Source organism: Ensifer sp. LC163, assembly GCF_001695855.1.
GTDB lineage: Bacteria > Pseudomonadota > Alphaproteobacteria > Rhizobiales > Rhizobiaceae > Ensifer.
Genome location: NZ_MBSS01000016.1, coordinates 77,787 through 98,762, shown reverse-complemented (window position 1 = coordinate 98,762; position 20,976 = coordinate 77,787). Strand labels below are relative to the sequence as shown.

The following is a 20,976-nucleotide window of genomic DNA, read 5'->3' as shown; positions in this document are numbered from 1 at the left end:
CCGAGCGGGTTGTCGAGCCCGCCCGGCTGACCACCCGTCCATTTCACCAGTTCCGGCTTGCGCGCGATCATCTCTTTCGGCGGCGTCCAGGTCGGCCACTCTTTTGTGTACTGGATCTCTGCACGGCCATTCCATTCGAAGCCGGCCTTGCCGATGCCGACGCCGTAACGGATCGCTTCGCCGCCTTCCTGCACCCAATAGAGATGCCGCTCGTTGAGCCTCACCACGATCGTGCCCGGCGCCTCGCCGGTCGGATCGACAACGATCTGGCGACGGAATTCCGGCTTGACCTTCTGGAATGGGATTGCAGGAATTACGAAGCCATTGTCGATCAGCGAGGCATACATCGTGCTGTTGGCGGTGATGTTGCTGTCGATGCTGACCGGTGGAATTGAACCGGTCGGCATGCGATCAACGCCCACAGGCGGCATACTACTGGACGGCTCAATTGTTCCCAGCGACGGAAGTTCGAGCATCTGCGAGCAGCCGGAGGCGCCAAACAGGGTCATGACACCGAGGCCTGAAAGCACAGCGCGGCGGGAGAGGACGTAGCCGGACTCCGGTATGGCGCCAGAGGACAGCTTCTGATCTTGCGGCTTACGCATGCACCCTTACCCCAAGCGAACGGTCGGCATCATGCCCACCGGATGAGCGCATTTTCACAATTCATGGTTAAGAAGGCGTGAAAGCCTTACCGGCATGCCCCACCCGTCGGCGAGTTCGACATGCCCCTCGTGCACAGGTCGTCCGGAGACCACAGAAGGTAGTTACCGCCTGCGACGACGAGCAAGAGCGCCGCAATGGACACGACTTTTGTCATGGTGCGCACGTCAGGTCAGCGGGTTCAGCGAGCGGTTCATTGCCACCACGTCGTCGTGGGTAGGGTTCGGTCCGAGCGCCCCCATCTTGCTCATGAGCTGGTCACGCTTCCTGGGCGCTTCACCCTTTACCGCAGCATTGAGTGCCTTGCGCATGGTGACCGCGTCGTAATCGCAGCAATACCCTGGCGTCGAGGGTTGCTGCCGCCACGATTCCTCCAATGGCCCACCATCGACCGGATCGAAGCCAACGTCGTCGACAATGCCCATGACGAGTTGCTTGGCGTCCGTGTCGTCCCCAGCGACCGCGACTGCCAGCCGACCGGCCGAGCCTTCCGGCTGATCGAGTTCCGACAGGGAATGCGCAAGGATGTTGTTGAACGCCTTGATGACGGGGCGGCCGAGCTGTCTAGATACCCAGATACTTTCGACCTCGCCTGCATCAAGGTCGGCGATTTGAGGGTCTCGCAGCCCAGGATAGTAGTTGCTGGTATCCACGACCGGTATGCTTGCGGGCACGTCTTTGAAGAGGTCTTTCGGCAGCTTTTCGATAGCGGGAAGCGGAATGGACATAATGACCAAATCCGCGCCGGATACAGCCCCGTGCGTGTCCGTCGCCGCGGCTCCAATCTCCTCCGCAAACGGCCGCACATCTTCAGCCCCCTTGGAATTGGCTACCCTGACCTCATGCCCCGCAGATGCAAGCTTGCGCGCAAGGGTGCCGCCGATATTGCCAATGCCGATGATGCCGATTTTCATGCTGATGCTCCTGTTGTTCCGCCCACCAAGATAATAGATACTGCGGTATCGACAAGAACTGACGGATAAGTGGGCTACCCACCAAAAGGTAAGTATGGCGCAGGATCGGGACTGGAAGTGCGGCGACCCTCAACAGCATCTCAAATGGGCGGAAGCAACCACGGACGCCCTGCGCGTGCTGGAGGGCAAGTGGAAGATCGTCATCATCTGCCAGTTGTTTGGAGCTAAGGAGCCACTTCGTTTTTCCGAACTCGAAAGACGTTGCGAAGGCGTGAACCAGAAGATGCTTATCCAGCAACTGAAGGAACTGGAGAAGGACGGTGTAGTGACCCGAACCGTCTATCCTCAGGTGCCGCCGAAGGTGGATTACGCGCTGACCGAGATGGGCAAGGCCCTGGGACCCGCAATGGCCGAACTCATTGATTGGGCCTACATGCGCAGAGACCGGCTGGAGATAAAAAAATCGACGTGACCACATTGAGCCGGGCGCTAAACGCTCAATGCCTCTAGCACCGCGAAGAGTTCATCCAAGCAACGTGGGTGTGGGACGTCGCTTACAAACGACGTCACCACGGCGCTCGATCTCTTGTCTTAGCACTGGCAAGGGCGCTTCGCACGGTAGCGGTCCGCTGGCCAGGTTCAGGTATGGGGGTTATCTAGGGACAACTCCCGCTCGATCGAGGATTCGGGGTGCAGGTTTCCCCGCACTCCCGCCATTTCCCGCTCAAGGCTAAGTACACGTTTCTCCAGGTTCATAAGATGATCCCCATGCAGGTCATCGATCCCATTGAGGGCTTCCTCCCAGATCCTCCATTTCGCGAGAATGCGTTTCAACATCGTGTCACTCCTGCACTGGTTTAAGGTTTCGCAGCTCGCTGTCTCTGGAGGCCGATGGTCGCGCTATCACGACGAGGCGATGACGGACGTCAGGCGACCTGTTCGACAAGCAAAGGCATTCGGGCCGTCAACCCAAGGCCGGTGGCGACGACCGACACCCGCATCCTGTCACCGAGGGTCTCGTCGAACGTCGCCCCAAAGATGATCTCGGCATTCTCATCGACCTCCTCGCGAATCCGGCCGGCCGCTTCGTCGACTTCGAACAGTGTCAGATCTCGACCGGCCGAGATCGAGACGAGAACCCCTCTGGCATCTTTGAGCATCGCGTCGCCGAAGAGCGGATTTTCCAGGGCTGCTTTCGCGGCGGCAGTCGCTCTGCCCGGGCCAGCAGCTTCTCCGGTGCCCATCACGGCCATGCCCATGTCCCGCATGACCGCTTTCACATCGGCGAAATCGAGATTGACCAACCCTTCCTTCAAGATCAGATCGACGATCGAGCTTACACCTGCGTAGAGCACGGCGTCAGCCGTGGCGAACGCGGCGGCAAGGGTCGTATGTGGGCTGGAGAGGCGGAAAAGGCTCTGGTTTGGAACGGCGATAACGGTGTCGGCGCATTCGAGAAGTTGCTCTATACCTTCCTTGGCTTGGCGCAAACGGTGCGAGCCTTCGAAGACAAACGGTTCCGTGACGACGGCGACCGTGAGGATGCCGGCCTGACGTGCGGCACGGGCGATAACGGGCGCTGCCCCTGTGCCAGTGCCGCCGCCCATGCCGGCGGCCAGAAAGCACATATGGTAACCTGCGAGATGCTCCATGATCTCGTCGATCGATTCTTCCGCAGCGGCACGGCCAATGGCGGGGAGCGAGCCGGCACCCAGACCCTCGGTAATCTCCAGGCCGAGTTGCACGATCCGCGGCGCCTTCGACTTAACGAGCGCCTGAGCGTCGGTGTTGGCAACCAGAAAATCCACACCTGATAAGTCCTGCGCGATCATGTTGTCGACTGCGTTTCCGCCGCCACCTCCAACACCGATTACGGTGATCTTGGGCTTCCAGCCTGCCGTTTTCTGTAGGGGATGCATCATTATTATCCGTCCTAGCCTCGTGCGTAATTGCTCGTGTATGCCTATGCCGCTTTCCCGGGCCAGCGCTTGAACAGAGCACTGGCATTCACGCCGCCAAACCCGAACCCATTGGTGATCGCGTAGTTCATGGGCATCGGCCGGGCCACCTTTGCAACGATGTCAATGCCGTCGCTGGCGGGGTCGGGTGCGTTCAGGTTCAGCGTTGGCGGCGCAATCTGGTTTCGGAGAGCCATGATCGCAAAGATCGCCTCCAGTCCACCGGCGGCACCGAGCAGATGACCGGTCGCGGATTTCGTGCCGCTCACTGCTACCTCTGACGCCGTCCCGAACACCGTCTTGATTGCCGCTAGTTCCCCGCGGTCCCCGACCGGAGTTGAGGTGGCATGCGCATTCAGGTGCTGGATCTCGTGCGGGGAGATGCCTGCCTGCTTGATCGCAATCTGCATGGCCCTTGCCGCGCCGGACCCGTCCTCGGGACCGGAGGTGATGTGGTGGGCATCGGCCGTCGTGCCATAGCCGACCAGTTCGGCCAGCGGCTCGGCGCCGCGCGCCAGCGCATGGCTGAGGGATTCGATAACTAGCACTCCGGCACCTTCGCCCATGACGAAGCCGTCGCGGAGCATGTCGAATGGCCGCGATGCCAGTTCAGGGGTGTCGTTGAATCCGGCGGACAGAGACCGCGCGGCGGCGAAGCCGCCAAGGCTCACGATATTCATGCAGGCTTCCGACCCGCCGCAAACCGCGATGTCAGCCTCGTTGGCACGAATAAGCCGAGCAGCATCTCCGATGGCCTGAACGCCCGCCGCACATGCTGTCACAGGCGCGCCGAGAGGGCCTTTGAACCCATGTCTGATTGATACCTGACCCGCTGCCAGATTGACGAGAAACGATGGAATGGTGAAGGGCGACAAGCGTCGCGGTCCCTTCTGGTCAACGGTCCGGACCGCGTCTGTTATGGCAGGAAAGCCGCCGATCCCGGAAGCGATAATCGTCGCCGTTCGCAGGCGGTCCTCTTCCGAGGTAGGCCTCCAGCGCGCCTGCGCGAGAGCCTCTTCAGCCGCTGCGAGTGCAAAAAGAATGAAGCGATCGACCTTGCGCTGATCTTTCGGCGGCAGCACGAGATCGGGATTAAATCCGGCTTCGGCATCCTCGATGACGGATGGCACAACGCCACCCACCTTGGCGGGGAGATCACTGACAACCTCATCCGGCAAGCGGCGAATGCCTGACTTCCCGGCTATAAGCCGTGTCCAGGAGCTGGAAACATTGGCACCGAGCGGGCTAAGCGCTCCCATGCCTGTGACGACGATACGACGCATGACGACTCCAACATATTGCTGTTTTGCGGGATCAGGGCGGCCGTGTCCTAATCTCCGTCGAGGGGGGCGAGACGCTTCACCTCATTGGCCGCCACTTCGAGCAGGCGGTCCGACATATCCGCATCGGTCACGATCCGGGAGAGCGTGACCGCACCGACCATAAGGGACAGCACCACCATGGCCTTTTCGTCGGCGTCGGGCTCACCCTGCTCCGGCATCAATTCCTCCAGCACCTGCAGGTGAGCCTTGATGCCATCCTGGAAGGGTGTTCGAACCTCAGGGCTTTGGCGAGCAGCGTCCGAGCCGAGCGCGACCAGAGGGCATCCATCCCCGGTTTCTCCGCGGTGACCGGCCGAAAGATAGAGATCGACGACCGCGCGCAGCGGCTCCGAGCTTGAGGCTGCAACGGACGACCATCTGCGCGTCGCACTCTCCATCGCGCGTCTGGATGCAAGCGCGGCAAGATCGTCCTTCGATTCGAATTGCTTGTAGAAGCCGCCCTGGGTCAGGCCAGCCCCCTTCATCAGATCTTTGAGACCAATCCCGTCAAAACCGTGCTCACGAAAGAGCCGGCTTGCCGCATTGATCACGGCTTCTCGGTTTGCCTCGGCCTGGGCTCGACTGACTCTCATCCGGGTCTCCTTTTAGATTTCAGTTGACATCTATATACCTTTTAGAGTTAGAATGCAATCTATTCCGAATACCTCGACCGTCAAGAAGGGTCAGCACATGAAAAAGAACTTTCTCCTCTCTTCCGCGGCTCTGCTGGCCAGTGCCGGCGTTGCGGCTGCAGCTTTTGTCTTTTGGCCCACGGAAAAAGTCGCGGTAGCTGCTGATCCTCGAACCGCCGTTCCCTTCGTGAGCGTCACAAAGGCACGAACGCCGGATACTGTGGCTCGTAGTTTTACCGGAACCATTGCCGCACGCGTGCAGAGCGATCTCGGCTTCCGTGTTGCGGGAAAGATCGTTGAACGGCTCGTGGATCTCGGTGATGAGGTGCAGGCCGGGCAGCCACTGATGCGGATCGACGAAACAGATCTTCGTTTGGCCTTGACCGCCAAACGCAATGCAGCTGCGGCTGCCAATGCAACATTCATACAAGCACAAGCCGACGAGAGGCGATATGGCGTGCTCGTCAAGAATGGTTTGGCGGCAACGCCGCAGAGGTATGAACAGTCCAAAGCAGCGCTCGATACTGCGACAGCACAGCTTGCTGCGGCGGAAGCGGAGGCGAAGGTCGCCGAAAACGAGGCCGCCTATACGCTACTTGTTGCCGACGCAGATGGCACCATTGTGGAGACACTCGGCGAGCCGGGGCAGGTCGTCGCAGCCGGTCAGCCGGTCATAAGGCTCGCTAAAGCAGGACCTCGCGAAGCACTCGTCTGGCTTCCCGAAATTCTCAGACCTGAGATTGACGCTGTCGCGCACGCCACCGTCTACGGCCGCAGCACGGCGGAAAAGGCGGTTCTGAGGCAAATGTCAGCCGCCGCGGATCCTCGGACCCGCACCTATGAAACCCGTTGGGTCCTGCAGGGAGATGCCGCAACCGCGCCCTTGGGGGCAACGGTTACGATCAAGATCCCCAATAAGGATGCGCAGTCCCATGCCGAGGTGCCGGTCGGGGCCCTTTTGGACGACGGCACTCGCACAGGCATTTGGGTCGTCGACGATAAATCGTCGAGCGTTCACTTCCGGGAATTGAAAGTCGAGCGGCTTGGAGAAGAAGACGCGATCGTCTCGGGGCTGAAGCCAGGAGAGGAGGTAGTTGCACTTGGCGCGCATCTTCTGACCGATGGCGCGAGCATCCGGACCAGTGTCGAAAAAGCAGAGGCGGCCAACTGATGACCTTCAATCTTTCCGCGCTCGCCGTTCGTGAGCGGGCAGTCACCCTCTTTTTCATCATCCTTTTGGCCGCCGCAGGCGTCTACGCCTTCCTTAGCCTCGGACGCGCGGAAGATCCGTCCTTCACCATCAAGACGATGACCGTCACGGCCGTATGGCCGGGCGCAACAGCCCGTGAAATGCAGGATCTCGTCGCGGAGCCGCTGGAAAAACGCATTCAGGAACTGACCTGGTATGACCGGGTGGAGACAACCACCCGTCCTGGCTACGCATACTTGACGGTCACCCTTAAGGACAGCACACCGGCCAGCGCGGTCGAGGAGGAGTTTTACCAGGCACGCAAGAAACTTGGCGACGAGGCGAGAAGTCTACCGCCGGGAGTCTTCGGGCCTTTCGTGAACGATGAGTATTCGGACGTCAGCTTCGCCCTCTATGCCTTGAAAGCCAAGGGCATGCCCATGCGCGATCTTGTTCGTCAGGCTGAAACGATCCGACAGGATCTTCTGCATGTCCCGGGCGTCAAGAAGATCAATATTCTTGGCGAGCGGCCCGAACAGATTTTCGTCGAGTTCTCCTTTGCCAAGCTCGCCACGCTCGGCGTCTCGGCAAAGGACATTGCGTCTGCCCTTCAGAACCAGAACAACGTCACGCCCGCCGGCTCAATAGATACACGCGGCCCGCAAGTCTTTATCCGCTTCGATGGCGCCTATAACAACATCCAGGCAATCGCTGACACGCCGATCGTGGCGGGTGGCCGCACGCTGAAGCTTTCCGATTTTGCGGAGATCCGCCGCGGCTACCAAGATCCTGCGACCTACATTATCCGTCATGAGGGCGAGCCTGCAATCATGCTCGGCGCCGTGATGCAGTCGGGTTGGAACGGCCTTGATCTCGGCAAGGCGCTTGAAGAAAGATCCGCCACGATCAGCCAGTCGTTGCCTCTCGGCATGAGCCTGGCGAAGGTCAGCGACCAGGCGGTCAACATCCAGGAAGCCGTCGGCGAATTCATGATGAAGTTTGCCATGGCGCTTGGCGTCGTGCTGTTCGTGAGTCTGATCGCTTTGGGCTGGCGCGTCGGCATTGTCGTTGCGCTTGCTGTGCCGCTGACGCTTGCCGTTGTCTTCCTGATCATGCTGGAAACCGGCCGCTTTTTCGACCGCATCACACTCGGCGCTCTGATCCTGGCGCTCGGACTTCTGGTCGACGACGCCATCATCGCCATCGAGGTTATGGTGGTGAAGATGGAAGAGGGCATGGATCGCATCAAGGCGGCCGCCTATGCCTGGAGCCATACGGCGGCCCCTATGCTGTCAGGCACGCTCGTCACCATCATCGGTCTGATGCCGGTCGGCTTTGCGAAATCAACAGCCGGCGAATATGCCGGTAACATCTTCTGGGTCGTGGGCTTCGCTTTGATCGTGTCCTGGATCATCGCGGTGGTGTTCACGCCTTATCTCGGCGTCAAGATGCTTCCGGACATCAAGCCCGTGAGCGGCGGTCACGGCGCTATCTACGGCACACCGAATTACCAGCGCCTTCGTGCAATTATCAAGTTCGCCGTCCGTCATAAGTTTCTGACCTGCGCCGTCGTTGTCATCGCGATGGGGGTTTCCGTCGTGGGAATGGGCAATGTGAAGCAGCAATTCTTCCCGACCTCGGACCGCCCCGAAGTCCTGGTCGAGGTTCGACTGCCCGAAGGCACGAGCATCAAAACGACCACGGCCACGGTCGCAAAACTCGAACGCTGGCTGCAGGAGCAGCCCGAGTCCAAGATCGTCACCAGCTATATCGGCCAGGGCGCGCCGCGCTTCTTCTTTGCCATGGCGCCTGAACTTCCGGACCCGGCTTTCGCCAAGATCGTCGCCCTCACTCCTGATGCCGAGGGCCGTGAAGCGCTGAAGCATCGCATGCGCGCTGCAATCGCCGACGGCCTTGCGCCGGAAGCATCCGTGCGTGTCACGCAACTCGTGTTCGGCCCCTACACCCCGTTTCCGGTCGAGTTTCGCATCATGGGGCCGGATCCCGAGAAGCTCTATCAAATCTCGGAGGAAGCCCTCTCGATCATGAAATCCGTCCCGGATGTTCGCCAGGCCAACCGCGACTGGGGCAATCGCACGCCCGTTGTCCGCTTCATCCCGGACCAGGAAAGGCTCAACCTCATCGGCCTTTCACCCGCAGAAGCAGCTCAACAGCTGCAGCTCCTGCTGACCGGCGTTCCCATCACCCAGGTCCGTGAGAATATCCGCAATGTCCCGGTGGTTGCGCGCAGCGGTGGAGAAAACCGTCTCGATCCCTCGAGGCTCTCAGACTTCTCGCTGATCAGCAGAGATGGAAGGGCAATCCCGCTTGATCAGGTCGGTCACTCGGAAGTCAGCTTCGAGGAGCCGATCATGAAGCGCCGCGACCGCACCCCGGTCATTACCATTCGGTCGGATATCAACGAGGCGACGCAGCCGCCTGAGGTTTCGCAAGCGGTAATGCAGGCCCTGCAGCCGTTGATTGCCTCGCTGCCCGTCGGCTATCGGATCGAAATGGGCGGCAATATCGAAGAGTCGCTCAAGGCAAACGTCGCCCTCGTCAAAATCTTTCCGATGATGATTGCCGCGACGCTGATCGTTATCGTGCTGCAGGTTCGCAGCCTGTCGACCATGACCATGGTGATGCTGACAGCACCGCTCGGCCTTGCCGGCGTGGTACCGGCACTGCTCCTCTTCAATCAGCCCTTCGGCTTCAACGCCATTCTGGGTCTGATTGGCCTTGCCGGTATCCTGATGCGCAATACCCTCATTTTGACGGAGCAGATCAAGGAGAACCAAGCGGCAGGTCTTGATGACTATCACGCCGTCATCGAAGCGACAGTGCAACGAACACGTCCGGTTATCTTGACGGCACTGGCAGCTGTTCTCGCCTTCATTCCACTGACCCACTCGGTGTTCTGGGGGTCGATGGCCTACACATTGATCGGTGGCACGGCGGTCGGCACGGTGATGATCCTGCTCTTCCTTCCGGCTCTCTATGCGGCCTGGTTCCGGATCAAGCCGACGGAAGATAAGGAGCACGAGGAGTCCAAGGTTGACGAGCCGAAACTGCCCTTGCGCTTGGCAGCTGAGTGATGCCGTTACGCAAGCCGGGGAGGTATCGTTCGGTGTTTCCCCTGATCGCCCCATCACACCATACACTGACTGTGATAGGAGACGACGGTGCAAGAGCTGAAGTCCGTGAACGAATCCTGGATGTGGCGGAGAAACATATCCGCCACATCGGTCACCAGAAGACGAACGTCGCCGACATCGCTGACGAGCTCGGCATGAGCCGGGCAAATGTCTATCGCTTTTTCCCCACGAGGGCGGCCATCGACCATGGTCTCTATGCCCGGTTTGCTGAACAGGCGCTCGAGGCCATACGTGACATCGCGCGAAGCACTGCACCGGCTCGGGTCAAGCTTGTCGCAATCATCGAGACACTTCATTATCGTATCCGACGGCATCTGGCGGAAGAGAGAAATATCCACGCCCTATTTGTTGCAGCTGCCGGTGAGAATTGGCGGGTCACGCGCTCTTATTTTGAGCAACTCACGGCTGATCTCGAAGCCGTCATTCACGATGGCCAAAAGGCATCCGAGCTTCCTGCGGCAGATCCATCCAAAACCGCGCAAAGCATCATCACGGCCATGATTTCTTTTCTCCACCCGGTCCTCGTCGAGCAACGGGTTTCGGATGGCGGCGATATCGACGCGGATCTGGATCTTCACGTACGGTTTGTCCTGCGGGCGCTTGAAATTTCGAAGGGATGACAGGCGAGACGGTAACTGCATCATCCCGGCACAGAACCTTGAGACCATGGGTGCGGCTCTATTTCGCCCGCTCTGCTTTGAACTGCCGAGACGTCGCGCCTGCCGCGCGTAAGCCGCAGAAGTTTGAACCTGTCCACAGTTATCGCTATCTTAGGCGGCCGAGATTATACCTAACCCGGGCGTTCTATTGCGATTGCGGTTGCCTCACCGCCACCGATGCAAAGCGACGCGATGCCTCTCTTCAGGCCGCGGTTTGCCAGGGCATGTAGAAGGGTGACAATCAGTCGGGCGCCGGTTGCGCCAATCGGGTTGCTGAGCGCGCATGCTCAACCGTTGACGTTCAGGCGCTCGCCCGGGATGCCGAGCTCCTTCGCGGCAGCCATCGCGACGACTGCGAACGCCTCGTTGATCTCGAAGAGATCGACGTCGTCTACGCTCCATCCAGCCTTACCGAGCAGTTTTCGGATGGCAGGGATCGGCGCGGTCGTGTACCAGGCCGGCTATTGGCTGTGGGTGACGTGTGCCCTGATCAGGGCAAGAATGGGAAGGTTCTCTTTTCTCGCAAGCGAGAGCCGGGTCAAAACAAGTGCGGCGGCTCCGTCAGCGTTGGCGGAAGCGCTGGCGGTCGTGATCGTGCCGTCCGGTCGGAACGCCGCCTGGAGACCGGGGATCTTCTCCGGATGGACCTTGAGGGGATGTTCGTCCGTATCGACAATCCTCTCGCCGGCTTTCAGCGTGACCGACACAGGCGCGATTTCGGCGGCGAAGAGCCTGTTTTCGATGGCGACGCGGGCGCGGGTGAGCGTCTCGATTGCATAGGTGTCCTGATCGTCGCGCGTGAACTGATACTTTTCCACGGCGAGCTCACCAAAATCCCCCATTGCTCGTCCGGGCTCATAAGCGTCCTCCAGGCCGTCCAGCATCATATGGTCGAAGATCTTGCCGTGGCCGGCTCGATATCCCTCGCGGGCCTTGGCAAGCAAGTAAGGCGCGTTGGACATGGATTCCATGCCGCCTGCAACGACGACCTCAGCTGCCCCAGCGCATATCAAGTCATGGCCAATCATGGCGGCTTTCATGCCGGATCCGCAGACCTTGTTGACGGTCGTGGCGCCGATCCCGTCCGGTAGGCCTGCGCGACGTGCCGCCCGGCGGGTGGGGGCCTGTCCCAGGCCCGCCGAAAGCACGCAGCCCATTATAACTTCATCAGGACGTTCAAACGGCAGGTGGGCGCGCTGTAGTGCGGCTCGGATCACCACGGCGCCGAGTGCGGTCGCCTCTAACGAGGCCAAGTCTCCAAGGAACCGGCCAAGCGGTGTCCTGACGGCGGATACGATGACAATCGGGTCGTCAAGCTGCGTCATGAAGTTTCCTTTTGATGATTTGCAAGGCCGGCGAGAAGCTGGACCGATGACATTTCCTGGTTGGCTCCAGGGTGGCAGCCCATCCAAAAACATTCGTCGGACAGGGCTTGATTTTTTATATTTAGTTTGACATCTAAATACAAGATAGAAGTCGAGTGACATCTATAAAGCCGACGGGATCGTTCAACCGTACCGCCCGACGCTGATCGCGAATAGACAATGAAGAAGAGGAGGCCGCTGTGGCCGGACAAAAAGTGATTGTGGTTACAGGTGCATCCTCCGGAATCGGCGAAGCGACCGCCCGCCATTTGGCGAAGGCCGGGCATATCGTCTATGGCGGCGCCCGTAAGCAGGGAATGTCTTCGGTACCCGGACTGAAATATGGCGTGGTCGACGTCACCAATGATGCCTCTGTGGCAAGCTTCATCGACGGGGTCTTGTCAGAGGCCGGGCGCATTGATGTTCTGATCAACAATGCCGGCGTGTCTTTGATCGGTCCGATCGAGAACACCTCGCCCGAAGAGGCGGCCGCGGTGTTCGACACCAACGTCCTTGGCCCGTTGCGATTAACCCGTCGGGTATTGCCGGCAATGCGAGCTAAACAGAGCGGCCTCATTATCAACGTCAGTTCGGTGCTCGGATTTCTGCCGGCCCCATTCATGGGCATTTATGCTGCCAGCAAGCATGCGCTTGAGGGCATGTCGGAGAGCCTCGATCACGAGATCCGGGAATTTGGTGTACGAGTGGTTTTGCTTGAGCCAACCTTTACCAATACGAAACTGGATGTGAATGCCGTCCATACAGCCGCGCCGCTCGGGGTCTATGCGACCCAGTTCCAAGCGACCGTCAATACGGTGCAAACCCAAATAAAGTCCGCGCCATCGCCGCAGTTCGTCGCAGAGAAAATCGCCAACGTCATCGAAGGACCCTACAGGTTACGCCGGCCCGTGGGGCGTGAAGCGACCCTTCTCGCGCGGTTGCGCCGATTCATGCCGGCCAAAGTCGATGGCAGCCTGCGCAAAACATTTGGCTTCGCCAAGAAGAAGTGAAGCCCTACGCGCTCGAAGGGGAAACACTCAACCGCATCTTTGAACGTCCATGATAGAATACATCATCATGGATGTTCAGCGCGTTGCCTTAACAAAATGGAGGTGGTTGGTTCGATCCCGTTCAAGAACACGGATAGGAGATATCCGGACTGGGCGCCATGTTGCCAGCTTCCGCTTGTCTCAGATGGAAGATGGAAGCTCGACTGCCTCTGTCGCTGAGACGGGAATGTGACCTACAGCGGACATCGCGCGAAAAGAGGGCCGTTGGTATCCCCCAAGACGACGCTCCCACATCCCCGCCTGGCTCCCTCAAGTCTATTCGATTGCCGTTCGTGCTCCTAAAAGCTGAGGGCGCTGTCCAACAATGAAGGATTTAGCGGCTGGCCTTGAACGCCTCAGCCCGCTCTTCGCGTTCGCTTTGATAGGCGGGATTTAGCTCGGTAATCAGATCTTTGCGCTGCAGCGGTTGGCCGCAGCTTTCGCAAACTGGCCCAAGTCCTGCGGGCTTCCCGCAGGTGGAGTGCAGGTAATTGACCGCCCGGCCCTCATCCGGTGACTTGCACCATCTCTCCCCCCATGCCCGCAGCGCCAGGACGACAGGGTAAAAAGCCTCGCCTTTCTCGGTCAGGTGATACTCGTAACGTGGCGGCCGCTCGGTGTAGCGGCGGCGCTCCACCAGACCATCCTCCTGCAGCTTCTTCAGCCGCGCTGCGATCATCTGCGGCGTCCCGCCGGTCTGCGCCTGGATTTCCTCAAAGCGATGAACGCGCATGAAGAGCTCGCGCAGGACCAGCACGGTCCAGCGGTCGCCGACTTCACCCTCGGAGCGGGCGATCGGGCAGAGCGTCATTTCAGCAGATATTTTCTCCATCTTGTCGCTTTCTTTATCATAGGGACTTGTAGATATGATTTTCATAGCTAATATAAGAGCTCGTTGAAACAAGCGCAACAGGCCAAGCGGCGTCGCGACGATCGCGACGCAATTTCGATGGCGATATCACGCTTGTCCAGTAAACGAAGGAGCGCGCCCATGAGCGATCATGAAATCGTCGATTCTAGTTTTTCCGCAATCATCAACGCACCGTTCGAGAAGATCGACATTCCGCAATGGTGCTTCACCCTCCCTGAGGATGAATACCGGCGCTGCTCTCCGGCTCATATTGCCGCCGGTTTCACGACGGCTCCGGACGGCAGGCGCATGTCGATCAACGTCGAGACGATCGGCGGCAGTCTGATGGTCCAGCACTACGTCGAGACATTGGCTGAGAAGCATCACCTGATCCTCGAATCCGTTTCGGAGATATTCACTCCTACGGGCCGAACAACGATCCATGTGCTTTGGGAACTCAGCGCCAAACGCATCGACGACCGGACTTGCGAATTCACGAACCACGTGCGCTCCAGAGCAACCGAAGAATTCAAGGCCTTCCTCGACAGTCAGGGCATCCCCTTCGAGGTCTTTCGCGGGCAACGACAGCCGATGTCGATTGCCCATAACCAGGGCGAAACGCCGCTGTTTGCGTCAAGCATCGAGCGCGCCGCGCTCAACAGCTGACAATCCGCAAGTTCAACCGAGGTCTTAAACATGGCACAGACAAACTATCCCATCGATCGGACCGCCTACCTGCTGGTCGATCCGTTCAACGATTTCCTTCATGAGGACGGGAAGGTCTTCCCGCTGCTCAAGCCCGTGGCCGAGGAGGTCGGGCTGCTCGACAACCTCCGCCGGCTGGACAGGGCCGTGCGTGCGGCCGGCGTCCAGGTAGCGATTGTTCCGCACCGGCGCTGGGAACCCGGGGATTATGAGAGTTGGGACCATCCCAGCCCGACCCAGCGCAAGATCATGGACCGTCACCACTTTGCCCGCGGCGAGTGGGGCGGAGAATTCCATCCTGATTTCGCGCCGAAGCCGGGCGACATCATCGCTTCCGAACATTGGGGGCAGAGCGGGTTCGCCAATACCGACCTCGACATGAAGCTCAAGCAGCATGGCATCACGCACGTCATCATTGTCGGCCTGATCGCCAATACCTGCATCGAGACCACAGCCAAATACGCGATGGAGCTCGGCTACCACGTTACGCTGGTGAAGGACGCGACCGCCGCCTTCGGCCACGCGCACATGCATGCCGCGCACGAACTCAATGGACCCACCTTCGCTCACGCCATTCGAACGACTGACGAAGTGATCAACGATTTGTCCGGAAAGTGAGAAACGAAATGACCAAGTTTATGAAGACCCTTGCCGTTGCCGCTGTAACGACCATGCTGTCGACAACCGCTATCGCTCCGGTGGCTTATGCCACCACTGCGACCACCACCATCAGCCAAGATGCCTCGATCCGTCCGTTCCCCAAAATTCACTATTCGGAGAAGGCGCTCAACGACCTTCGTAAGCGGATCTTGGCGACCCAGTGGCCTGAGAAGGAGACCGTATCGGACTCGTCGCAAGGTGTGCCGCTGGCGACGATGCAGGCGCTCGCCCGATATTGGGCGAAAGACTATGACTGGCGCAAGGTAGAGGCCAAGCTGAATGCTCTGCCCCAGTTCGTCACCACGATCGACGGGCAAGAAATTCACTTCATCCACGTCCGTTCGAAGAATCCCAATGCTTTACCGGTGATCATCAACCATGGCTGGCCGGGCTCGATTATCGAGCAGATCAAGCTGGCCGGGCCACTAACGGATCCGGTCGCCTACGGCGGCAAAGCGGAAGATTCGTTCGACGTGGTGATCCCGTCGATGCCGGGCTATGGCTTCTCCGGCAAACCGACTGCGACCGGCTGGGGTCCCGAGCGCATGGCTAAGGCCTGGGACGTGCTGATGAAGCGCCTCGGCTATCAGCGCTATGTCGCCCAGGGCGGCGACTGGGGCGCGTTTGTAGTGGACCAGATGGGCTTGCAAAAGCCTGCGGGGTTGCTCGCCATCCATACCAACATGCCCGGGGTTGTTCCAGCCAACATCGACAAGGCGACCCTGGCCGGAGATCCGCCGCCATCCGGCCTCTCGGCCGAGGAAAAGCGCGCCTACGAGCAGCTCCTCTACACCTACAAGCATGTGGCAATTTACAAGGTAATGGCAGAGCGGCCCCAGACCTTGTACGGTCTTGCGGATTCGCCTGTCGCCCTCGCTGCTTATATGCTCGACCATGGCGACAACGGCAGCCAGCCCGCATCGGCAGTTACCGAGGCCCTTAGCCGCCGTCAGAGCACGACCGGCGAGCTAACGCGGGACGAGATCCTCGACAACATCACGCTCTACTGGCTGACCAATACGGGCGTGTCTGCGTCGCGCCTCTATTGGGAATACAAGGGAGGCTTCTTCAACGCGAAGGGCGTCAAAATCCCGGTAGCGGTGAGCGTCTTCCCCGGCGAGCAACATGAGGCGCCGCGGAGCTGGACCGAAAAGGCCTATCCCGATCTCATCTACTATCATCATGCCGAGAAGGGCGGCCACTTCGCTGCCTGGGAGCAGCCGATGATTTTCGCTCAGGAGCTCAGGGCGGCGTTCAGATCGCTGCGCTGAGTTGGAGGACGCGGACGGTTTCCTCCCGCCGTCCGCGTCCGCTCTAACTGCCAAGGTGCTCAGGGCTTCATTCAAATCGCCGACCGTCGAAGGCGACGGCATCCACTTCGTTTTTGCCGCTGCCGCTTGCCGCCTCATCGAGTCACGCTCGGTAGCCTTCAGAGCGTTCTGTATCTCTAAACCTCCAAGCGGTTGGATTGCTACATAAGCTTTCAAAATCGCCGAGCGCCAAAACAATGGCGATACATTGAGGTCGTCTCATGTGACCGTCAGTCATCCAGTCACGAGAGGTCTATGACCATGCTCATCAAGACGTTCGCCGCAGTTGCTGCCGCCACCTTGCTCGCCACGGGCGCCTTCGCCCAGGGCACGGGGGAGGTCCGCGCCGCCCCGGTGTTCTTCCCCATCAAGAACGAACCCCCACCCAAGCTGATCGTGGAGCCTCCGCTTCCCGAAGCGTTGGCCCGGGGCGCCGTGCTTATCCCGTACCGAACCGAGAATTTCCGTATCGTATCGGTGTTTGGAGCGGGCGCGAGCACAGTGTCTCCACGAGTCGGGCATCTGCACGTGACCGTCGACGACCTACCGTGGCGGTGGGCGGAAACGGGAGACACCAGCACGGTCGTCGTGGTCGGGCTACCCGCCGGGGAGCACAAAGTGCGGATCGAGCTCGCGAGCCCCGAGCACAAGGTCTTCGCCGGAAAAACAGTGGCGTTCACGGTGCCTGACACTGCGTCTCATCCGCACTGAGGACTACAGCGCCGCGCGTCTTGTCAGACACGCGGGGCTGTCCGATATGCCGCTGGCGAAAGTCGACAGCGATCGGGATTCCCGTTCAGGCTTCGCGGCGAAAAGGCAGAGGGGCGCCAAGGGAACTTTTCTCACGAGCCCTGTAAGGGCTTGTTGCGCGTATCCGCCCATCACCGGCCATCGGTCTCGCCAACAGCTTCATGTGTCACCGGTCTCAATAGGCAGATTTGAAGATTCCATGTCGCTCGCATGGCGATCGCATAATGTATCAGAAGGAACTCGATCCCGGCCGGTTGACGTAAGGTCTTAATCTGCTTCGGCTTCCCGCATGGTTTTAAAGGGATCGGCGCCGATGCTTTACTCACCTTGGGGAACTCGGCTGTCTCCAGGCGGCGCTCGCCGAGTTCAAAGTTAGAAATAAAACTTTGCAGTTGGCCAATGCGCTGGCCGATTGGTGCTAGCGTCAGATTCGCGGCCATTGGCGAGATCACCCGTGCTCGGTCGTCGAGCGGTTGACAGAGGCATGCAGGTGGGCGTGAGATGAACTGCGGTTCCGCGGCAATCCACGACCACGAGGATTCATCGGGGAAGAGATTCGGCAGGTTTGGGCGGAGCTCTTCACATTCTGCGGAGTGGTATGTCGTGTTTCTTGTTCAACCGAGGTTGGTCAATGAGCCTTTCGGGGATGCAGGCCTCCTGGTTGATTTCAATTTCACGTCGCGTGCTATCCTTTTCGATCTCGGCGACCTAGGCCCCCTTCCGGCTGGTACAATTTCCAAGATCCGGCAGGTATTCGTGTCGCACATGCATATGGATCACTTCGCGGGCTTTGACCGGATACTCCGTTTGCTCCTTAACCGGACGGCAGAGCTGCAAATATTCGGTCCTCCCGGTCTGACAGACGCCGTCGAGGCAAAGCTGCGATCCTACACGTGGAATCTTCTCGATGAGACTTCGGAGGATTTCTCGATCATTGCCGCAGAGTGGAATCTCAAAGACAAGCTGACGCGGTCGCGGTTCAAGGCACGCAATAAATTCGCCCGCGGGACGCTCGGGGTAGAGGCGCTTGCTTCCCGACGTCTCCTCATGGAACCTGACTTCCACGTCGAAGCGATTGAGCTCGATCACGGAATACCATGCCTAGCATTCGCGTTTCAGGAAAGCTTGCGGGTGAATGTGCACAAGGCGAGGCTGGATGGGCTTGATCTCCCGGTCGGGCCTTGGCTGACCGGGGTCAAGCAGCTCGTGCGGTCTCACGCGGACCCGGGCACAATCATCACAATCCCGGGTCGCCGCGACATGAAACTGGGTGATCTTCTTCGTGCTAAGGTACTCGTCACCGGTCCCGGAGAGCGTATCTGCTACGCAACAGACCTAGCATTCACCGAGCCGAACCTGTCACGTTTGCTTGCCTTAGCAGAAGAGTCGGATTACCTCTTCATCGAGGGCGGCTTCCTTGATGAGGACGAGGACATCGCAGCTTCCAAGAGGCACCTGACGGCATCTCAGGCGGGAAATATCGCCGCAGCGGCACGCGCTGTCAGATCCGTTCCCATGCATTTCTCGCCCCGCTATCTCGGCCGAGAGCAATTGTTGTTGGATGAGTTTCAGAAGGGACTTACCGCTGGACTCGCCACCCGGTTCTCTGGCTAGCAAGTGGTCTTGTCGAAAATGCGCGCGGGCGGAACCGACCATGACTAAGAACTCGAAGTGAGGAACGGAGCTCCAGGCTTCGCGCGGGCTAAGCGCGGAAAAACAGGGCTGCAGACTTCGCGACGCTGTGGCTGGATTGTACCAGTCACAAGAGGTACCGCGTTTTTGAAGGTCCGGCCGGCTTTCGCGCCGCGGGGAGCTGTAGTGTTCACCGTGCAAGCCAAAATGTCTGCTGGGCTTCTTGGATTACAGAAGCCGCGGTCGATCCCATCAGGGCGATAGATGGGGGACGCCTCTTTCTGGCGACTCCAAAAAGCGGATGATGTCGTCAACCATGCGGCCGTCCCAAAGATCGTTGTGTCCAGAGCCGTCGTAGACCAGCATCTGCTTGGGCTCGGGAGCGACTTGATATAGAGCCTCGCCCGAAGACAGCGGGATGATGGCGTCCCGCCGACCATGGATAAACAGCTTCGGCTGCCTCAGCTTCGTTATTCTTAGATCCGAGCGGAAGGGATCCTTGATGAGAAGGGCGGCCGGAAAGAACGGGTAGTGCGTCTGTGCGAGCGAAACAACCGACTGGAAAGCAGACACAAGGATGACGGCGAAAGCCGGCCTTTCCCCAGCCGTATGCACAGCGACACCACTTCCCAGCGACTGGCCCAGCACCACGATCTCGCCGTCGGAGCGAGTCGAAAGCCAATCGAACGCAGCAATGCCGTCGGTCAGTAGCCCGTCCTCGCTCGGCGTCCCGGTTGATCCAGGATAGCCGCGATAGGAAATTGCGAGCAGGCCGATGCCGCGCGCGGCCAGCGCCCGAGCGAGAAAGCCATAGTTGCTGACCCGGTCGGCGTTTCCAAGAAAGAACAACACCTTCGGCTGGCCGGGTTCGCCCTGGCTGTAGAGTCCATGAAGCGTCTCTCCGTCTCGCGTTCGGATGTAGACGTTCTCCCCCCAGCTCGCGTGTTCTGGAGGTCGTGCCGTGCTTGCGCCGGGGTAGAGGAGGGGGCGCTGCGACAGGTACATCAGGCCGACAAGCGAAATGTAAGCGAAAGCCGCCGCCAGCGGAACGATCAGCAGGAGTTTCGTGGCACTCACAGCATCATGTCCGCCCGTGCGCTCGCCCAATATTCAGAGCCTGCCCTCGACGCCAAATCGTGTCTCCACCCGGATCTTCGAAACGGTCACGATGGCCAAAAGCGGACCTGCTGTCGCTCCGCCCCTGCCTGGCGACAATCAGGGGATCGTGATCTGCTCTCGTCACCCTACAACAAATAGGGACTCGGGCAACTCTTCGCTTAAGGCAGTGTTTCGCCCCGTCCCGCAAACGCCCGCTGGAAAGGCAAGCCGCTCCGTCGGAGTCGATGCCGGATCACGCATGGAAGGTAGTTATCGGAACATGAGAGGCCCGACCGGGTCCGCCAGATTGGTCTCTGGCGGAGGTCAGCAACAAGGCACTGCCAGAGTTGTCGACCGAGCCGAGGTCGGGAGTCGGACTGGTTCATAGTACCCATGAAACCGTCGAAGGAAACGAGACGTGCGGAGGGAAGGGGCCAGCCCGAGGGGACCCCGTACGGGGAGGCCAGGGTCCGGACGCAGAGCTGGGTAATCCTGATGTCAAACCTCGAACCGGTGAACGCAGCGGCCAGACAGGCTGCCCAAACTCGGTTCACCTCGTTGCTATGTCGATCATGCTGCCCTTGATCGGGCATTTAGTCGACAGAAGCGGCAATCTGTGAGGGTTAAGCCGAATGGCATAGCTACTCGACCACGACCGGAGCTTATCATCACCGGTGGTTTGTAAGCCTTGCCAGCAACCGCTTGGCGTCCTCTTCAAGGCTGGCGCAGGCGGTCTGATATTCCTCGATCAGCTCCGGTCGACGCGGTACCTCCATTCGGAACTTGTCGAGGGCCTTGACCGCCGCCGAGCGCGGCAACAAGTCGGCCTATTGGATGGTCGCGATAAGTGGGGTGACGAGGGCTACGCCAAGGAAGAGCTGGTTGCCGAGCTTGGCAGCGTCTTCCTGTCAGCTGATCTCGGCCTAGCCATCGAGCCGCGCGAGGATCACGCCGCCTACATCGCCTCATGGCTCAAGTTATGCTCACCTCGTCATAACTTCAGTTATCCGCAGCAGCTCATAATGTGAAGGAACCCGCTGAAACCAGCTAAGTCCGGCATTTTTGA

The 20,976-nt window shown here is 59.5% G+C and carries 19 protein-coding genes and 2 pseudogenes; 11 read left to right on the top strand and 10 right to left on the bottom strand.

Annotated elements, in window-relative coordinates:
* Together BC360_RS16005 and BC360_RS16000 are read right to left on the bottom strand one after the other, a co-directional pair.
* On the bottom strand, positions 1 to 605 hold a 605-nt coding region (locus tag BC360_RS16005; protein ID WP_139110064.1), incomplete at its 3' end, for a L,D-transpeptidase.
* A 225-nt stretch (positions 606 to 830) separates the two neighbouring features.
* Positions 831 to 1,577, bottom strand: a complete 747-nt coding sequence (locus tag BC360_RS16000; RefSeq protein ID WP_065795893.1) for an NADPH-dependent F420 reductase — start codon at positions 1,575 to 1,577, stop codon at positions 831 to 833.
* Positions 1,578 to 1,671: 94 nt separating this feature from the next.
* On the opposite strand from BC360_RS16000, the gene BC360_RS15995 reads away from it, so the two are divergent.
* Entirely contained in the window at positions 1,672 to 2,049 is a 378-nt protein-coding gene (locus BC360_RS15995) for a winged helix-turn-helix transcriptional regulator (RefSeq protein WP_065795892.1), read from the top strand.
* A 167-nt stretch (positions 2,050 to 2,216) separates the two neighbouring features.
* Here the strand turns inward: BC360_RS15995 and BC360_RS15990 are convergent, their stop codons facing one another.
* The 4 genes from BC360_RS15990 to BC360_RS15975 all read right to left on the bottom strand — a co-directional run bounded on the left by BC360_RS15990 (position 2,217) and on the right by BC360_RS15975 (position 5,450).
* A complete protein-coding gene (locus BC360_RS15990) occupies positions 2,217 to 2,414 on the bottom strand; it encodes a hypothetical protein (RefSeq protein ID WP_065795891.1) in 198 nt (65 codons plus the stop codon).
* An 89-nt stretch (positions 2,415 to 2,503) separates the two neighbouring features.
* The gene (ftsZ, locus tag BC360_RS15985; protein WP_065795890.1) at positions 2,504 to 3,499 is read right to left on the bottom strand and encodes a cell division protein FtsZ; all 996 of its coding nucleotides are present in this window, start codon (positions 3,497 to 3,499) and stop codon (positions 2,504 to 2,506) included.
* A gap of 41 nt (positions 3,500 to 3,540) precedes the next feature.
* On the bottom strand, positions 3,541 to 4,818 hold the full coding sequence (fabF, locus tag BC360_RS15980; RefSeq protein ID WP_065795889.1) for a beta-ketoacyl-ACP synthase II: 1,278 nt from the start codon (positions 4,816 to 4,818) through the stop codon (positions 3,541 to 3,543).
* Positions 4,819 to 4,865: 47 nt separating this feature from the next.
* A complete protein-coding gene (locus BC360_RS15975; RefSeq protein WP_065795888.1) occupies positions 4,866 to 5,450 on the bottom strand; it encodes a TetR/AcrR family transcriptional regulator in 585 nt (194 codons plus the stop codon).
* Positions 5,451 to 5,547: 97 nt separating this feature from the next.
* Between BC360_RS15975 and BC360_RS15970 the strand changes: the two genes are divergently transcribed.
* From BC360_RS15970 to BC360_RS15960, 3 genes are read left to right on the top strand one after another with little or no spacing between them, the layout of a single operon-like run.
* Entirely contained in the window at positions 5,548 to 6,660 is a 1,113-nt protein-coding gene (locus BC360_RS15970) for an efflux RND transporter periplasmic adaptor subunit (RefSeq protein ID WP_065795905.1), read from the top strand.
* Complete coding sequence (locus BC360_RS15965) at positions 6,660 to 9,773, top strand: efflux RND transporter permease subunit (protein ID WP_065795887.1); 3,114 nt, start codon at positions 6,660 to 6,662, stop codon at positions 9,771 to 9,773. Before BC360_RS15970 ends, BC360_RS15965 begins: the two co-directional genes overlap by 1 nt.
* Before the next feature lie 32 nt (positions 9,774 to 9,805).
* Positions 9,806 to 10,453 (top strand): TetR/AcrR family transcriptional regulator, encoded by a 648-nt coding sequence (locus BC360_RS15960; protein ID WP_244512747.1) that lies wholly within the window; start codon positions 9,806 to 9,808, stop codon positions 10,451 to 10,453.
* A gap of 170 nt (positions 10,454 to 10,623) precedes the next feature.
* Here the strand turns inward: BC360_RS15960 and BC360_RS15955 are convergent.
* Positions 10,624 to 11,817 (bottom strand): annotated as a pseudogene (locus BC360_RS15955) (acetyl-CoA C-acyltransferase).
* Between the two features lie 239 nt (positions 11,818 to 12,056).
* On the opposite strand from BC360_RS15955, the gene BC360_RS15950 reads away from it, so the two are divergent.
* Positions 12,057 to 12,866, top strand: a complete 810-nt coding sequence (locus tag BC360_RS15950; RefSeq protein ID WP_065795886.1) for an oxidoreductase — start codon at positions 12,057 to 12,059, stop codon at positions 12,864 to 12,866.
* A 373-nt stretch (positions 12,867 to 13,239) separates the two neighbouring features.
* Here BC360_RS15950 and BC360_RS15945 read toward each other — a convergent pair whose 3' ends face one another.
* Positions 13,240 to 13,737 (bottom strand): winged helix-turn-helix transcriptional regulator, encoded by a 498-nt coding sequence (locus BC360_RS15945; protein ID WP_065795885.1) that lies wholly within the window; start codon positions 13,735 to 13,737, stop codon positions 13,240 to 13,242.
* A gap of 159 nt (positions 13,738 to 13,896) precedes the next feature.
* Between BC360_RS15945 and BC360_RS15940 the strand changes: the two genes are divergently transcribed.
* The 4 genes from BC360_RS15940 to BC360_RS15925 all read left to right on the top strand — a co-directional run bounded on the left by BC360_RS15940 (position 13,897) and on the right by BC360_RS15925 (position 17,141).
* The gene (locus BC360_RS15940; RefSeq protein ID WP_065795884.1) at positions 13,897 to 14,421 is read left to right on the top strand and encodes a hypothetical protein; all 525 of its coding nucleotides are present in this window, start codon (positions 13,897 to 13,899) and stop codon (positions 14,419 to 14,421) included.
* Positions 14,422 to 14,451: 30 nt separating this feature from the next.
* Positions 14,452 to 15,078 (top strand): isochorismatase family cysteine hydrolase, encoded by a 627-nt coding sequence (locus tag BC360_RS15935; protein WP_065795883.1) that lies wholly within the window; start codon positions 14,452 to 14,454, stop codon positions 15,076 to 15,078.
* 8 nt (positions 15,079 to 15,086) lie between these two features.
* Complete coding sequence (locus BC360_RS15930) at positions 15,087 to 16,391, top strand: epoxide hydrolase family protein (protein WP_083222584.1); 1,305 nt, start codon at positions 15,087 to 15,089, stop codon at positions 16,389 to 16,391.
* A gap of 294 nt (positions 16,392 to 16,685) precedes the next feature.
* The gene (locus BC360_RS15925) at positions 16,686 to 17,141 is read left to right on the top strand and encodes a DUF6130 family protein (protein ID WP_065795882.1); all 456 of its coding nucleotides are present in this window, start codon (positions 16,686 to 16,688) and stop codon (positions 17,139 to 17,141) included.
* A gap of 170 nt (positions 17,142 to 17,311) precedes the next feature.
* Here BC360_RS15925 and BC360_RS15920 read toward each other — a convergent pair whose 3' ends face one another.
* Positions 17,312 to 17,620 carry a hypothetical protein gene (locus BC360_RS15920; protein ID WP_065795881.1) on the bottom strand — a complete coding sequence of 103 codons (309 nt, stop codon included), beginning with the start codon at positions 17,618 to 17,620 and terminating at the stop codon, positions 17,312 to 17,314.
* A gap of 61 nt (positions 17,621 to 17,681) precedes the next feature.
* On the opposite strand from BC360_RS15920, the gene BC360_RS15915 reads away from it, so the two are divergent.
* Complete coding sequence (locus tag BC360_RS15915) at positions 17,682 to 18,794, top strand: MBL fold metallo-hydrolase (protein WP_083222583.1); 1,113 nt, start codon at positions 17,682 to 17,684, stop codon at positions 18,792 to 18,794.
* 270 nt (positions 18,795 to 19,064) lie between these two features.
* On the opposite strand, the gene BC360_RS15910 is transcribed toward BC360_RS15915, so the two are convergent.
* Positions 19,065 to 19,889 carry an alpha/beta hydrolase gene (locus BC360_RS15910; protein WP_065795901.1) on the bottom strand — a complete coding sequence of 275 codons (825 nt, stop codon included), beginning with the start codon at positions 19,887 to 19,889 and terminating at the stop codon, positions 19,065 to 19,067.
* Positions 19,890 to 20,746: 857 nt separating this feature from the next.
* Here BC360_RS15910 and BC360_RS32760 point away from each other — a divergent pair.
* Positions 20,747 to 20,890 (top strand): annotated as a pseudogene (locus BC360_RS32760) (zincin-like metallopeptidase domain-containing protein); the annotation flags it as partial.
* Positions 20,891 to 20,976: the final 86 nt, after the last annotated feature.